At 67.5% G+C, this 14,288-nt stretch carries 13 protein-coding genes and 1 tRNA gene; 2 read left to right on the top strand and 12 right to left on the bottom strand.

What is annotated here, in order from left to right:
• Nucleotides 1-27: 27 nt before the first annotated feature.
• On the bottom strand, nucleotides 28-492 hold the full coding sequence (locus ACFWPX_RS33170) for a DUF2752 domain-containing protein (protein WP_378932056.1): 465 nt from the start codon (nucleotides 490-492) through the stop codon (nucleotides 28-30).
• Between the two features lie 226 nt (nucleotides 493-718).
• Here ACFWPX_RS33170 and ACFWPX_RS33165 point away from each other — a divergent pair, with 226 nt between their 5' ends.
• Nucleotides 719-1,807, top strand: coding sequence for an alpha/beta fold hydrolase (locus tag ACFWPX_RS33165; RefSeq protein ID WP_378932054.1), 1,089 nt, complete (start codon nucleotides 719-721; stop codon nucleotides 1,805-1,807).
• A gap of 95 nt (nucleotides 1,808-1,902) precedes the next feature.
• Here the strand turns inward: ACFWPX_RS33165 and ACFWPX_RS33160 are convergent, their stop codons facing one another.
• The 6 genes from ACFWPX_RS33160 to ACFWPX_RS33135 form a co-directional block, all read right to left on the bottom strand.
• A complete protein-coding gene (locus ACFWPX_RS33160; RefSeq protein ID WP_378932052.1) occupies nucleotides 1,903-3,276 on the bottom strand; it encodes an alpha/beta hydrolase family protein in 1,374 nt (457 codons plus the stop codon).
• An 8-nt stretch (nucleotides 3,277-3,284) separates the two neighbouring features.
• Complete coding sequence (locus ACFWPX_RS33155) at nucleotides 3,285-3,866, bottom strand: ArsR/SmtB family transcription factor (protein WP_378932050.1); 582 nt, start codon at nucleotides 3,864-3,866, stop codon at nucleotides 3,285-3,287.
• A gap of 117 nt (nucleotides 3,867-3,983) precedes the next feature.
• Nucleotides 3,984-4,059, bottom strand: a tRNA-Thr gene (locus ACFWPX_RS33150).
• A 58-nt stretch (nucleotides 4,060-4,117) separates the two neighbouring features.
• Nucleotides 4,118-5,317: a DNA polymerase III subunit delta' gene (locus ACFWPX_RS33145; protein ID WP_378918557.1), complete on the bottom strand. Its 1,200-nt coding sequence runs from the start codon at nucleotides 5,315-5,317 to the stop codon at nucleotides 4,118-4,120.
• 67 nt (nucleotides 5,318-5,384) lie between these two features.
• Entirely contained in the window at nucleotides 5,385-8,309 is a 2,925-nt protein-coding gene (gene topA, locus ACFWPX_RS33140) for a type I DNA topoisomerase (protein WP_378932048.1), read from the bottom strand.
• Between the two features lie 237 nt (nucleotides 8,310-8,546).
• Nucleotides 8,547-8,753: a cold-shock protein gene (locus ACFWPX_RS33135; protein WP_019044597.1), complete on the bottom strand. Its 207-nt coding sequence runs from the start codon at nucleotides 8,751-8,753 to the stop codon at nucleotides 8,547-8,549.
• Nucleotides 8,754-9,188: 435 nt separating this feature from the next.
• On the opposite strand from ACFWPX_RS33135, the gene ACFWPX_RS33130 reads away from it, so the two are divergent.
• Nucleotides 9,189-11,579, top strand: a complete 2,391-nt coding sequence (locus tag ACFWPX_RS33130; protein ID WP_378932045.1) for a DEAD/DEAH box helicase — start codon at nucleotides 9,189-9,191, stop codon at nucleotides 11,577-11,579.
• Between the two features lie 289 nt (nucleotides 11,580-11,868).
• Here ACFWPX_RS33130 and ACFWPX_RS33125 read toward each other — a convergent pair whose 3' ends face one another.
• The 5 genes from ACFWPX_RS33125 to ACFWPX_RS33105 form a co-directional block, all read right to left on the bottom strand.
• A complete protein-coding gene (locus ACFWPX_RS33125) occupies nucleotides 11,869-12,258 on the bottom strand; it encodes an Rv3654c family TadE-like protein (protein WP_378932043.1) in 390 nt (129 codons plus the stop codon).
• A complete protein-coding gene (locus ACFWPX_RS33120; protein WP_378932041.1) occupies nucleotides 12,255-12,587 on the bottom strand; it encodes a TadE family type IV pilus minor pilin in 333 nt (110 codons plus the stop codon). The genes ACFWPX_RS33125 and ACFWPX_RS33120 overlap by 4 nt, the downstream gene beginning before the upstream one ends.
• Nucleotides 12,588-12,610: 23 nt before the next feature.
• Complete coding sequence (locus ACFWPX_RS33115; protein ID WP_378918567.1) at nucleotides 12,611-12,820, bottom strand: DUF4244 domain-containing protein; 210 nt, start codon at nucleotides 12,818-12,820, stop codon at nucleotides 12,611-12,613.
• 72 nt (nucleotides 12,821-12,892) lie between these two features.
• Entirely contained in the window at nucleotides 12,893-13,513 is a 621-nt protein-coding gene (locus ACFWPX_RS33110) for a type II secretion system F family protein (RefSeq protein WP_378932075.1), read from the bottom strand.
• A 176-nt stretch (nucleotides 13,514-13,689) separates the two neighbouring features.
• Nucleotides 13,690-14,268 carry a type II secretion system F family protein gene (locus ACFWPX_RS33105; protein WP_378918569.1) on the bottom strand — a complete coding sequence of 193 codons (579 nt, stop codon included), beginning with the start codon at nucleotides 14,266-14,268 and terminating at the stop codon, nucleotides 13,690-13,692.
• Between the last annotated feature and the right edge of the window lie 20 nt (nucleotides 14,269-14,288).

The raw sequence follows: 14,288 nt of genomic DNA, 5'->3' as shown, positions 1-14,288 counted from the left end.
GCCTGCCGATCATCGCGCGCACCAGCATCAGACGGGGGTGAGCCAGGTGCCCCACGGCGTATTGCGCAGGACGGTATAGACGGCGAGCAGGCCGAAGAAGGACCACACGATCACCGGGCTGAGGCCGGGCAGGCGCCACCGTTGTCCGCGGCGGGCGCGCACGATCCAGTCGGTGACGAAGACCGCGAACGCGATGGTCAGCGGCACGGCGAGCAGATTGCTGTGCAGCGAGTCGATGATGTTGCCATCGGTGAGGTTGTGCATCGCGCGCATGCCGCCGCAGCCGGGGCAGTACACCCCGAACAGCGCGTAGACCGGGCACAGGCCGTAGGAACCCTCGACGTGCGGGTCACGGAAATGCAGCAGGGCCAGCGTGCCGATGCCGAGACCGGCGGTGATCAGCGGTGGTGTCATCCGCTGCCAGGTCGAGCGCGCCGCACCCTGGTTCGGGTCCGCGCCGGAAAACTCGGCCGTGACGTGCGTTTTGTCCACTCCCCTACGGTAGCCGCGGCCGAACGCCGCCGCCAGCACACGCCTGCCGCGACCGATGCGTGATCGTGCTCTTCGGGCGTAATTTTTCGTCGATTTTCGGCGATTTCACAATGTCAGGACGGTCGGCGACCCAGTTCACAACAACTGGGACACTCCGACCCGCTAACACTAGCTAGCACCCCTGCTTGCACTGTACGGTGGCCTACGACACAAAGGAGTGCCGACAATGCTTGCGAAGTCGATGATGACGCTCGCGGCAGCGCGATCCATGGTCTCTCACCTCGAGACCGGCGCACTGACCGCACAGTTCCGTGCCGGGCTGCGAACCCGCAGTTTCGCAACCGCGAAACTCAACGCCCCCACCGCCGAGCACCGGGTCGTCCCGGTGACCACCGCGGACGGCGCGCAGCTCCGGGTCCACGTCTACGGTCCCGATACCGCCCCCACCCTGGTCCTCATCCATGGCTGGGCCTGCAGTATCGAATACTGGAACCCGCAGATCACCGCCTTCGCCGGCGAGTACCGCGTGGTCAGCTACGACCAGCGCGGCCACGGCGAATCCACCCTCGGCACCGCCGCCCCCAGCGAACACACCCTGGCCGACGACCTGTCCGCTGTCCTCGACGCGACGCTGCGTGGGGACGAGAAGGCCGTCCTGGCCGGGCACAGCATGGGCGGGCTCACCATCCAGGCCTGGGCCAAGCATCACCCCGAGCAGGTGTCGCGGCGCGCGTCCGCCGTGCTGCTCGCCAACACCGCCAATGCCGCGATCCGCTGGGAAACCGACATGCTGCCGCTGCTGAACAAGCAGCTCACCGTCGCGCAGTACCCGGTCACCCTGCTCGGCGCGCCGGTGCGGATGCCGCAGCCGGTGAGCGAGTCGCTGCTGTTCGCCCCGCTGCCGATTCCCGGCGGCTGGTTCACCGCGCAGGTTCTCCGCAGTCGCATTCTCACCCCCGAGGCCACCGCCGACGAGGTCGATTTCGCGATGGGCATCATCCGCTCCTGCCGTCCGGTCGCGCGTGGCCGCCACGCCGCCGCGATGGCCGACATGGATCTGTCGGCAGGCACCGCCAACCTGAATGTGCCGACGACCGTGATCGCAGGCGCCAGGGACCGGTTGCTCCCGCAGCGCCTTTCGCGCCCGATCGTCGACACCCTGCGCCGCACCGGTTATCTGGCCGATTTCCATGTGCTGCCGCACGGCCACCTCAGCAATGTCGAAGACACCGACGCCTTCGACGCCGTTCTGCACCAGATCCTGCGTAACTCCATGAACTCTCGGGCCACCCGCCGCAACGTCGCCGCCCGCTGACCCGAGTCAGTTCTCCTGAGACCGGTCAACGGCGATCGGCTCAGGAGTAACCGCGAAGAAGGCCCTCGACCTCGTCGGGGGCCTTTCTCGTCGATTCAGGGGAGCAACAATCCCCAATACAGTGCCCAGAACACGAAACCTGTTCCGCCGCAGACCAAGAGAGTCCATCGAGTCCGAGCACCTACGCTCGCACCGGCCAGCGTGTGACGTGCGCGGGCGAGCACGAAACCGAGCGCCACCACGGCGCCGAGGGCGATGAGTTGCAGCGCCAGCCACGGCAGGGTGCGGCCGAACAGCAAGGGGCCGAAGGAGGTTGCGCGGGTGGTGAGGATGTAGCCGAGCTGGACGACTGTGCCCACGATGCCGACCACTGTCGCGCACAACAGCACTCGCGCGGGCAGCCGATCCGGCAGTCGCCAGGATTTGACCATCCCGGTGAACGCGTAGCCACCCAGTGCCAGGATCATGCCGAACAGCAGGGTCAGCTGCACCGCGGTCGATTCCCACCAGGCGGCGGGAGCGAGCGCCTGCACAGAATGCCTTTGTTCCGCTGGCCGATCCGTTGTCGGAGGTGTCGCGGAGCCGGGAAGTCCGTTGACCCAATCGCCCATGAGCTCGCCGTACCCCGGTGCCAAGCCGGGAAGTTTGTCGAAGCCGTCGGTGGTCGGCTGTCCGGCGTGCTGGGCGTTCGGGAGAGTGCGCAGCGTGTAGTTGGTTTTTCCGACCTGCTCGAAAACGGTCTGGAAGCCGCGCAGGCTGTCACCGGGTGGGGTGAGGCGGTCCTGGTCTCCCCAGATCGCGAGGACCGGCTGCGTGATCCGGTTCAGCACCGGGATCGGGTCGTAGTCGGCCTGCGCGAACTGACCGGCGGCGACCAGCTGACGAATACCGTTGCGGGCCAATATATCGACCATCGAACCGCGCACGCCCGCCGTGCCGAATCGAGTCTCGTTCGCCCAGGTCTGTTGCGTGGCGGGCGCGACCGAATTCGCACCGATCGTGATCAAGAAGGCGGCATCGGCGGATCGCGACGCGGCGAGGGGCGCGACCCATCCGCCCTCCGACAGTCCCCACAGACCCACTCGCGCCGGGTCGACCTCGGGCCGGTTCCGCAGGGCGGCAAGGCCTGCCAGCGCGTCGTCGGCCAGCAGCGAATAGTCACGGTGCGAAGGCGTGTATCCCTCGGTTCGCTTGTCGTAGCGCAACGCGACGATGCCCGCGCGGGCGAACGCCTCGGCGACGTAGTCATAGTGCTCGCCGCTGCCGTTGCCGGATCCGTGGACGAGCACGACGCCCGGCCTACCCGTCGCGCCCGCCGGTGCGTGCACTGTGCCGGTTGTGGTCGTGCCGTCCGTGCGGGTGAAGGCAATGTCGGCGGTCGTGGTGTGCTGCGCGTGCGCCGCCGGAAATCCGGCGACGGCGGCGATCATGATGGTGAGCAGGATGATTCGTCGAAAGATCGAGAGCACGCCAAGTCCTAGTCTGCGGTGTTCGTGCGAGGTGCGGGAAAGGCGAGAAAACGCGTCAGCACGCGGCGGGTGCCGGGGCGATCCTGCGGGTGAGACTGCTGAAACCGCTTGAGCAGCGCCATGTAGTCCTCGAAGAATTCCTCGAGTTCGGCGGGCGTCGCGTAGATCGCGCCACGAGAGAAGGGCATCATGTCGGCCCACTCACCCAGCTCGGCCCGCTCGGCCTGGAAACGCTGGAACATCTCGATATCGTCGGTGATGTGCTGCGCGACCAGCCCTTCCAGCAGCTCACGCATCTCCGGCGACTGATCCTTGTCCATCCGGTAGCGCAGGTCCCTCGGCGGCGAACGCCACCACCGCTCCTTCCCCTTCGCCAGCTCCGGCGCCTCTTCGATGAATCCGTGTTCGGCGAGTTGACGCAGGTGATAGCTGGTAGCGCCGGTGTTCTCGCCCAGCCGAGCACCCAACGCCGTCGCGGTGGCAGGCCCGTTCTCGGCGAGCGCGCGCAGAATGCGCTGACGCAGCGGATGCGCGAGCGCACGCAGCGCTGCGGGATCGGTGATCTCTCTGGGCGGTACCTCGTCGGCCATACTTGCACCGTACTCTTTGCACAGATAGCTGTGCAAAGAACTTTATGCAACATTGAATCGCAGGCGCCAGATACAGCGAAAGGCCCTCCCCGGTTTCCCGGGAAGGGCCTTCGACCTTGGAGCCGCCTGGGGGAATCGAACCCCCGACCTTTTCATTACGAGTGAAGCGCTCTACCGACTGAGCTAAGGCGGCGTGCCATTTCGGCGACGCGAGTCTATCGCGGGAACCGGTAGAACGCGAAAACGGGTGGTCAGGTGGTGCGGGCGGTGATGAGGGTGGCGGTCATGGCGGCGATGGCGAAGCGGGGTTTCACGTTGAGGTCGAGGGCTTCGCGGCAGGCCAGGACGGCGTCGATGCTGCGGAGGAGGCCTTCGGGACGGACGTTGGTGGCGAGGTCGGTGATCTCGCCTGCCATGTCGGGGTGGGTGAGGGTGATGGGGGTGCCGCGGCCCGCGAAGCGCATGGCCAGGGCGTCGCGGTACATGCCCGCGATGTCGATGAGGGCGCGGTCGAGTGCGTCGCGGCCGGTGCGGGTGGCGCGGGATTTCTGTCGGCGTTCGAGGTCTTTGAGGACACCGGCCGAACCGCGGGTGGCCGAGGCGGAGCCTTTGCCGGTGCCGCCCGCACCGAGGGCGGTGGCTAGTTCGTCGCGTTCGCGGTCGTCGCGGTCGGCGCTCATCAGCTTGGCTTCGTCGTCGGCGGATTTCACCAGTTCGTCGGCGGCGGCGTAGGCGGCGCCGGGGCGCTCGGTCGCGGTGACCAGGGCGAGGGCGCGCTTGCGTCGTTGGCGGGCGTCTTCATCGGTGGCGAGGCGGCGGGCGCGGCCGACGTGACCGCCGCTCACCGAGGCAGCCCAGTCCGCGGTTTTCGCGTCGAGTTGGTCGCGCTCGCGCAGGACCTGTGCGATAGCGGGAACGGTCGGGGTCACGAGGTGTACGTGCCTGCAGCGCGAGCGCAGGGTGACCGAGATGTCCTCGGGGTCGACGGTGGGTGCGCACAGCAGGAAGACGGTGCGGTCCGGTGGTTCTTCGACCACCTTGAGCAGGGCATTGGCCGCGCCCTCGGTGAGGCGGTCGGCGTCTTCGACGACCACGACCTGCCAGCGACCGGTACTCGGGCGGCGGGCCGCGATCTGCACGATCGCCCGCATCTCCTTGGTACTGATGCTCAGTCCCTCGGGGATGATGCGCCGCACGTCACCGTGGGTACCGGCCATCGTCGTGGTGCACGCGTGACACTTCCCGCAGCCGACGATGTCGGGATCGGTGCATTGCAGCGCCGCCGCGAAACACAGCGCCGCGACGGACCTCCCCGAGCCGGGCGGCCCGGTGAACAGCCACGAATGCGTCATCGCCCCGGTGACCACACCGGCCCGCGCCGCCTTCGCGGCAGCGGCCAGCCCGGTCTCGACCACGTCCTGGCCGACCAGTCGATCGAAGACACCTGCCACGCGCTACACCCTAGCCGCGAGGTCCGACAGGGTTTCCGGACGGCCGGGCAGCCTCACAGCTGACCGCTCAATCCTCTGCTGTCCCAACGGATTTCTTCGCCGGAGCCTTTTTGGCGGCCGTCTTCTTCGCAGCCGTCTTCTTGGCCGCGGTCTTGGTGGCCGTCTTGGTCGCGGTCGACTTCGCCGCCGCCTTCTTGGCGGGCGCCTTCTTGGCCGCCTTCTTCGCGGTCGTCTTCTTCGCAGCCTTCTTCACCGGACCACGCGCCCGGCGATCGGCCAGCAGTTCGGAGGCGCGCTCGTCGGTGATCGACTCGACCTCGTCGCCCTTGCGCAGGCTGGCATTGGTCTCGCCGTCGGTGACGTACGGACCGAAGCGGCCGTCCTTGATCACCATCGGCTTGTCCGTGGCGGAGTCGTTGCCCAGCTCACGCAGCGGTGCCGCGGCCGAGGCCTGACGCCCGCGACGTTTGGGCTCGGCGTAGAGCTTGAGCGCCTCATCGAGAGTGACGGAGAACAGCTGATCCTCGGTCGCCAGCGAGCGAGAGTCGGTGCCCTTCTTCAGATACGGGCCGTAACGGCCGTTCTGCGCGGTGATCTCCTCACCCGAGGTGGGATCGTTGCCGACCACCCGGGGCAGCGAGAGCAGCATCAGCGCGTCGTCGAGGGTGATCTCGGCCAGATCCATCGACTTGAACAGCGAACCGGTGCGCGGCTTGACCTCCGCGGCCTTCTTGGTCTTCTTCGCCGGCGCCGCGTCCGGGTCGGGCGCGGGCGGCTCGGGCAGCACCTCGGTGACGTACGGGCCGAAACGTCCTTCCTTGGCGACGATTTCGTTCCCCGATACCGGATCGACGCCGAGCGAGCGACCCTCCTGCGGCGTCGAGAACAGCTTCTCGGCGACCTCGGGCGTCAGCTCGTCCGGTGGCAGATCGTCGGGCAGGTTCGCCCGCTGCGAGATCCGATCACCTTCGGGGTCATCGGGATTGATGACCATCCGCTCGAGATACGGACCGAAACGGCCGACGCGGACCACGACATCGCGGCCCTCTTCGTCGACGAACATCTTGATCGAGTTCACTTCGCGCGCGTCGATGTCGTCGAGCTGCACGGAGACCATCTTCTTGAGGCCACCCGAACGCGCGACCGAGCCCTCGGCGCCGTGATCGCCACCGAAGTAGAAGCTGGACAACCAGTTTCCGCGCTGCTCGCGTCCACCGGCGATCGCGTCGAGGTCGTCTTCCATGGCGGCGGTGAAGTCGAAGTCGACGAGCCGACCGAAGTAGGCCTCGAGCAGACCGACCACCGCGAACGCCACCCAGGCCGGGGCGAGCGCGCTGCCGCGCTTGTAGACGTACCCGCGATCGAGGATCGTCTTGATGATCGAGGAGTAGGTCGACGGACGGCCGATGCCGAGGTCTTCCAGCGTCTTGATCAGCGAGGCTTCGGTGTAGCGGGCGGGCGGGTTGGTGCTGTGGCCGTCGGGGTTGAGCTCGACGGCGGTGACGCTCTGGCCCTCTTCCAGTGCGGGCAAACGGGATTCGGCGTCGTCGGACTGGCCGCCCGCCTCCTCGTCCACACTCTCGACGTAGGCCTTGAGGAATCCGGCGAAGGTGATGGTGCGACCCGAGGCCGAGAACACGCACTCCTCGCCGGTCCGCGCGGTGCCGGTGATGCGCAGGGTCAGCGTGGTGCCGCGCGCGTCGACCATCTGCGAGGCGACCGTGCGCTGCCAGATCATCTCGTAGAGCTTGAACTCGTCGTTGTCGACCTTCGAGGCCAGCTGACCGGGCGTCATGAACGTGTCACCCGAGGGACGGATCGCCTCGTGTGCCTCCTGCGCGTTCTTGACCTTTCGGGTGTACTGGCGCGGCGTCGGCGAGACGTACTCCGCGCCGTAGAGCTGGGTCGCCTGCGAGCGGGCCGCCGCGATGGCCGACTCCGACAGTGTCGTGGAGTCGGTACGCATGTAGGTGATGTAGCCGTTTTCGTACAGCCGCTGCGCGACCCGCATCGTGCGCTCGGAGGTGAACCGCAGCTTGCGACCCGCTTCCTGCTGCAACGTCGAGGTCATGAACGGCGGATACGGCTTGCGCGTGTACGGCTTGGCCTCGGCCGAGCTCACCTCGAGCGCGGCACCGTCGAGCGCCTCGGCCAACCTGCGGGCATAGGCCTCGTCGAGGACGACCACACCGGTGGCCGACTTGAGCCGGCCGTCGGAACCGAAGTCACGACCGGAGGCGACCCGATCGCCCTGCACCTGCACGAGGCGCGCGCCGAACGTGCGCGGATTGGTCGAGTCGGACTTCTCGTCGGGACCGGCGTCGAGCTTGGCGGCGATATCCCAGTACCCGGCGGAGCGGAACGCGATGCGCTCGCGCTCGCGCTGCACGATCACCCGGGTGGCGACGGACTGCACGCGACCGGCGGACAGCCGCGGCATCACCTTCTTCCACAGCACCGGTGAGACTTCGTAGCCGTAGAGGCGGTCGAGGATGCGGCGGGTTTCCTGCGCGTCGACCAGGTCGTTATCGAGCTCGCGCGTGTCGGCGGCCGCGGCGAGGATGGCGGGCTCGGTGATCTCGTGGAAGACCATCCGGCGAACCGGGACCTTCGGCTTGAGCGTTTCGAGCAGATGCCAGGCGATGGCCTCGCCCTCGCGGTCGGGGTCGGTGGCGAGGTAGAGCTCGTCGGCGTCGGCCAGCAAGCTCTTGAGCTCGGCGACCTTGGCCTTCTTATCCGGGTTCACCACATAGATCGGCTCGAAGTCGTGATCGACGTCGACACCGAGGCGGGCCCACGCCTGCCCCTTGTATTTGGCGGGCACGTCGGCGGCACCGCGCGGCAAGTCACGGATGTGGCCCACCGAGGCCTCGACGGTGTAGTTACGGCCCAGATATGGCGCGATCTTGCGGGCCTTCGTCGGCGACTCGACGATCACGAGACGACGCAGGGGTCGGCCCTGGTCGGCTGAACTGCGGTCTCGTGTTGCCACCGGCGAACACCTTCCTTCTTGATCCGCGCGTCGGGAGGTCCGCTCGGTGCGCGGCTGGGGCTGACAGTGATGTTCGGACATCACCATCAGTGACGTTTATACCCTGCGCACTGGGGGTAGAGGCATTTGCGGCGCTTGCCGTCGCGGGCGCTGTCCTGGGCGATGCTACCCGGAAATGACTCATCCCCCACCTCCGCATGCGGAGGTGGGGGATGAGGCGTTGTTGTGTTTCGCAGCTCAGGAGAGCGCGCGAACGCCGGTAGCCTGGGGGCCCTTGGTGCCCTGGCCGACCTCGAATTCGACCTTCTGGTTTTCCTCGAGGGTACGGAAGCCCGTGCCCTGGATCTCCGAGTAGTGGACGAAGACGTCAGCTGAGCCGTCCTCGGGCGCGATGAAGCCGAACCCCTTCTCCGCGTTGAACCACTTCACAGTTCCCTGTGCCATTCTGTTTCCTTCTCTTTCTACCGGAAACGGCGGACAACTGGGTTCGTCCACCGGGCCCGTTCCGACCGCTGTACCGTTGGTCCCCCTGCAAGGAAATCCTGAGCACGGCGTTCGCAACAACGATCCTGCTGATGGTTTGGACCTTGGATCCGTCCCTCGAACACAGAAGCTTGCGACCGAGACCCAGTGAACCATGTCTTTGAGCAATTCGACAGTCGAGTTACCGACTATTTGCAAAATTCCTGATCTTGCGAATGTGCAGGTAAGGGACAGATTGGGTGTATCCGTACTTTCGGTCTGTTTGCTTCTTGATAACCGAGTGAGCTTCCAGCAAACATGCTGTGACCCAGATCGCTACTGGGTTACGAAATCCCAGGTAGTGGTTGTCGCACACACACGTTTCACACTTCTCGTGTCGCGTGAGAGGAGGACTGGATGAATCCGACCGACCGGACCGAGGTCCGGGAGCGCGATGCGAGCGAGAGCTACGGTCGATCGTTGCTGAATCGTGTCCTGACCGAAGCGGCTGCCGGCGCCAACCCGCTGACCCATGTCGCGGAGCTGCCCGCGCAGCGGGCCAGCACCACGGTATGGCCGGAATGGGTGCCATCGGAGCTGGTCACAGCCCTGGACGCGCAGGGGATCGAACTACCGTGGGAACACCAGACCCGCACGGCCGAGCTCGCGGCGACCGGAAACCACGTTGTGGTGAGCACGGGAACCGCATCGGGGAAATCGCTCGGGTACCAGTTGCCGGTGCTCACCGCGCTGCACGACGACCCGCGCGCCACCGCGCTGTACCTCTCCCCAACGAAGGCGCTCGGCGCCGATCAACTCCGCGCCGTCGGCAGCCTGATCCATGACAATCCACTACGGGAGGCGCATCCGGCGAGCTATGACGGCGACACTCCCGCCGAGGTCAGGCAGTGGGTGCGGGCCAACGCACGCTGGATTTTCACCAATCCCGACATGCTGCACGTCGGGATTCTCCGCTCGCATCAGCGCTGGGCACGGGTGCTGCGCAACCTGCGGTATGTGGTCGTCGACGAATGCCATGCATATAGAGGAGTGTTCGGTTCGCATGTCGCGCTGGTGCTGCGCAGGCTGCGCAGACTCGCGCGGTTCTACGGTGCAGATCCGGTGTTCGTCCTGTGCTCGGCCACAAGTGCCGACCCGGCCGCGTCGGCGAGCAGGCTGATCGGGGCACCGGTCGTGGCTGTCACCGAGGACGGTTCGCCGCGCGGCGCCCGCACTGTCGCGCTGTGGGAACCGCCGCTGAGTGCGACGCAGGCCGGGGAGAACGGGGCGCCGGTGCGCCGCACCGCTACCAGCGAGGCGGCCAAGATCATGGCGGCACTGGTGGCCGAGGGCGCCCGGACGCTCACCTTCGTCCGCTCCCGGCGCGGTGCGGAACTGATCGCGCTTGATGCCCGTCGCGTCCTTGCTGAAACCGCTCCTGAACTGCAGGAACGGGTTGCCGCGTATCGTGCGGGCTATCTGGCCGAGGACCGGCGCGAGCTCGAGCAATCACTGTCGCAGGGGACATTGCTCGGCGCGGCCAGCACCAACGCCCTCGAACTCGGCGTCGACATCGCGGGCCTCGATGCCGTGGTCATCGCCGGTTTTCCCGGGACGGTCGCCTCGTTCTGGCAGCAGGCGGGGCGAGCGGGCAGGCGGTTGCAGGGTTCGCTGGTGGTACTCGTGGCTACCGACGACCCGCTCGACACCTACCTGGTGCATCACCCGCAAGCGCTGCTCGACCGGCCGATCGAGGCCACCATCACCGACCCGTACAACCCCTATATCCTCGGCCCCCAGCTGCTGTGCGCCGCGATGGAACTGCCGCTCACCGACGAAGAGGCGAGCGAGCTCCGAGCTGACGAGGTGCTCGCCGACCTGGCTGAACAAGGCTTGATCCGGCACAGGCCGAGCACCCGTGGCGCGGGTGCTCGCTGGCACGTCACCGCGCATACCCACCCGCACGACGACGTGGATGTGCGCGGTGGGCTCGGCTCGCCGGTCGCGATCGTCGACGCCGAAACCGGGCGCCTGCTCGGCACCGCCGACGCGGGCCGGGCCCCGGCCACCCTGCATACCGGGGCTGTCCATCTGCACCAGGGCGAGACCTATCTCGTCGACGAACTCGATCTCGAGGGTGGCGTCGCGTTCGTCAACGAGGTGGATCCCGGCTTCACCACCAGCTCCCGGCAGATCACCTCGATCACCGTCGAAGGGGTGATCGAGGAGCGGGTGCTCGGCGCGGTCACCGCGGCATCCGCGCAGGTGGCGGTTACCAACCAGGTCGTCGGCTACCTGCGGACCCTGGTGACCGGTGAGGTGCTCGACCAGGTGGAGCTCGATCTGCCCGCGCACACCCTCCACACCAAGGCTGTTCTGTATACCGTCACATCCCGCCTGCTCGCCGCCGCCGACATCTCCGACGAACAGCTGCCCGGCGCTTTGCACGCGGCCGAGCACGCGGCCATCGGCATGTTGCCCCTGGTCGCGGGCTGCGACCGGTGGGACATCGGCGGTGTCTCCATCGCCGAACATCCCGATACGGGTGCGCCGACGGTGTTCGTATACGACGGGCAGCCCGGTGGTGCGGGCTTCGCCGAGCGCGGATTCGCCCAGCTCACAGCCTGGTTGGCCGCCACATTGAGCGTGATCCGCAGCTGCGCGTGCCAGGACGGGTGCCCCTCGTGTGTGCAGTCGCCCAAGTGCGGCAACGGCAACAATCCCCTGGACAAGGACGCCGCCGGACGCTTGCTGGCCGCCGTTCTCGGCGAGCTCCGGGCACATGGTGACCAGTCCACGGACTCGTGATGTCCGTACGCACGACACGTGACCGCCGATACACCTCACTCGAGGAATGCTGGTCACGCGTCCGAATTAGCGTTGACCAGCGGCGATATGCCCGCACGCCCTGGATGTCCGATTAAAAAGGACCACTTTTCTATTAACTGGCCCATAGCCAACCGGAACCGCCGGTACCACCGCACCAATACTTTTCATTTTTTTCTGGAGGGATCAAAGAATGCGCAAACGGGCTCGGTGCTGAATTCCTAATTGGTTCGGAGCGGAACAACCACCGACCAGTGATAACACTTCCGGGTCACTCATTCTCTTCTACCGGACCCGCCCGTGCCGAAGCCCGCACGGTGCGCACGCCGAACACTCCGGCCGACACATTCGCCTCGACATCGACAACAACATCCCACTGCGCGACCGCGCACCGCCGCACCCGAACCCCCATCCGCCGAGCAATCTCACCGGCCTCCCCACATCCCGACTCCGCACCCTCCGCCAACACTTCCGCCGCGGCCAACGCCCCCAGATCAGCGGCCGCCTGCGCCCGGTGCCGAGCCACCACCACCCCACCGACTTGCCCCACCGACAACGTCAGGCAGATCAACGCAGCCAACGCCACACACACGAACACCGTCGCCCCACCACCGTCCCCAGCCAGCCCACGCCACACCGACCTGTCGCGCCGGGCCGTCACGGTTGCACTCCCGGCTCGGTGACAGAGACCGCTTCGGCGCGAAGGCGCAGACCGGGGAGCAGCGGGGTGTTCGCGGAGACGGTGGCTACGACTCGATCTCCTTCGGTGCGAAGTTCGACGGTCGCGCCCGGAGGGGCGACGGCTTTGCCCGCGGTGATCGCCCGCGAGGTGTCACCGCGAGCGGCCAACCGGGCGGTCTCCCGGGCCGCGTCGGTGCAGCGGACCTGGGTGGATCCGGCGAAGAGGGCGCCTATGCACAGGGCTACAGCGCACACCAAGGCCGCGAGGGCGATGGCGGCCTCGACCGTCACCGCACCCGTGTCGGCCACAAAAGTGCTTGTGTCGCAGTGGTTTACACGCTCGTGTTGAGCGCTTTGTCGATGATGCCGGTCAGCGCGTTGACGATGCTGTCCCCGGTGACCACCCCATAGAGCACTGCCCCGAAGGCCGCCGCGGCGATAGTCCCGATTGCGTACTCTGCCGTGGACATGCCGTCGTCGTCGATCAGCAGACGCGTGAATCGGGTGCGGGCCCCCGTGTATACCGTGTGGACGAACGTCATCGTGATCCCCTCTCTGGTTGCACCGCGCGGCTGCTCCGCACGGTGAAGATTCGGTGGCCTCGTGGAGGCCGGTCACAGCAGGCCTCCGTCGCCGAGAACTCGGTCGGCCAGGCCGATGACGACCGGGACGATGCCGAGACAGACGAAAGCGGGCAGGAAGCACAGGCCGAGCGGTCCGCCGATCAGCACGCCCGCGCGTTCGGCGCGCGCGACGGCGGCGTCTTCCACGGCTTCGCGCCGCTGCGTGGCGAGTTCGCCGACCGCCACCGCCAAGGAGGCACCGGAGCGGGCCGAACGGCGTGCCATCCTGGCCAGCGACTCCACCTCGTCCGCGCTGACCGACCCGACGGCATCCGCGGCTGCCCGCTCCCATGCCGTCGCCGGGTCGGCGCCCAGTGCGAGAAGGTCTGCGGCCCTGAGCAATGCGGCCCGAAGGACCGGCGGCGCCGTCGGTGCACTCGCGCGCGCGGCCGCGGCCATCGGCAGTCCCGCTCGGAGACAAGCGGCCAGCAGATCGAATGCGGACGCGGACCCGAGCGGATCGACCTTCGCGGCGTCGCCCGCCGCTCCGGAGGCACCGACCGGTGGCGGGCCGAGCGCACGCACCCGTCGGCTGACGGCGACCCGCCCAGGCAACAACACGATCGCCACCGCCGCCACCAACAACGCCGCCGGCGAAGCGTCACCAACCATCCCCTGCACAGCAATCCCCTCCTCGAAGTTTGATCCACATCTGTCCACACCCGATCCGGGCCGACCGCCGGGCACCTCGCGGTCAGCTGTGGTCTCGTCGGGTGTTCACATCTGTCCACAGGCATTCGGGTCGGCGGCCACTCCTGCCAACCGTTCGACCGCGCTGCGATGTGGGTTCAGGCCGTGCTCTTGCGGGTGATGACATCTGTCCACAGCAGTCCACAGCAGGCGAGGGCCGCGCCCAGCGGGAGCAGTAGCTCGCCCGCCGAAGTGGTGAACAGGATGGTGAGCGGGGCTGCGCCCATCAGTTGACCCAGGCCGATCCCTACCAAGGGGAGGCCGGCCAGGACGGTAGCCGATGCTCGGGCGCCGGCGAGGGCGGCCTCGGTGCGGTCTCGGAAGCGGATGCGGCCCAGTAGGTCCGATCTGGTGGCCGAGAGCAGTTCCGCCAGGGCCAGGCCGTGTTCTTCGGCTACCCGCCACGCGGCGGCGACCCTCGACAGTTCCTCGGCGACAATCGAATCCGGCTGCACCCAGGCGTCGGCGCCCGAGCCGCCGAGGCGGCTACGGCCCGCGCTGATCGCCAGTACGCGTGCGGCTTCGCCGCGCGACTCGCCCGCGGCGGATTCGGCCGCCGCGCTCGGGTGGGCGCCGACGCGGAGCTCGCCGACCACGGCTTCGAGACCGGCCAGCAGGTGTCCACATTCCCGGCGTCGTTCGCGGTCACCTCGACCGCGCCGCTTCCGCGCTGCCACCGTGGCTCCAAGCATGAGAG

The organism is Nocardia sp. NPDC058518, assembly GCF_042719655.1.
Classification (GTDB): domain Bacteria; phylum Actinomycetota; class Actinomycetes; order Mycobacteriales; family Mycobacteriaceae; genus Nocardia.
Note: the sequence above shows the minus strand (reverse complement) of the source record. Positions and strands in the feature narration are given on the sequence as shown.

Bases quoted from the DNA above. Each gene is read 5' to 3' on its own strand.
- ACFWPX_RS33165 (WP_378932054.1), top strand. From the start codon at position 719: ATGCTTGCGAAGTCGATGATGACGCTCGCGGCAGCGCGATCCATGGTC.
- ACFWPX_RS33135 (WP_019044597.1), bottom strand. From the start codon at position 8,753: ATGGCACAGGGAACTGTGAAGTGGTTCAACGCGGAGAAGGGGTTCGGC.
- ACFWPX_RS33110 (WP_378932075.1), bottom strand. From the start codon at position 13,513: ATGGTTGGTGACGCTTCGCCGGCGGCGTTGTTGGTGGCGGCGGTGGCG.
- ACFWPX_RS33115 (WP_378918567.1), bottom strand. From the start codon at position 12,820: ATGACGTTCGTCCACACGGTATACACGGGGGCCCGCACCCGATTCACG.
- ACFWPX_RS33155 (WP_378932050.1), bottom strand. From the start codon at position 3,866: ATGGCCGACGAGGTACCGCCCAGAGAGATCACCGATCCCGCAGCGCTG.
- ACFWPX_RS33130 (WP_378932045.1), top strand. From the start codon at position 9,189: ATGAATCCGACCGACCGGACCGAGGTCCGGGAGCGCGATGCGAGCGAG.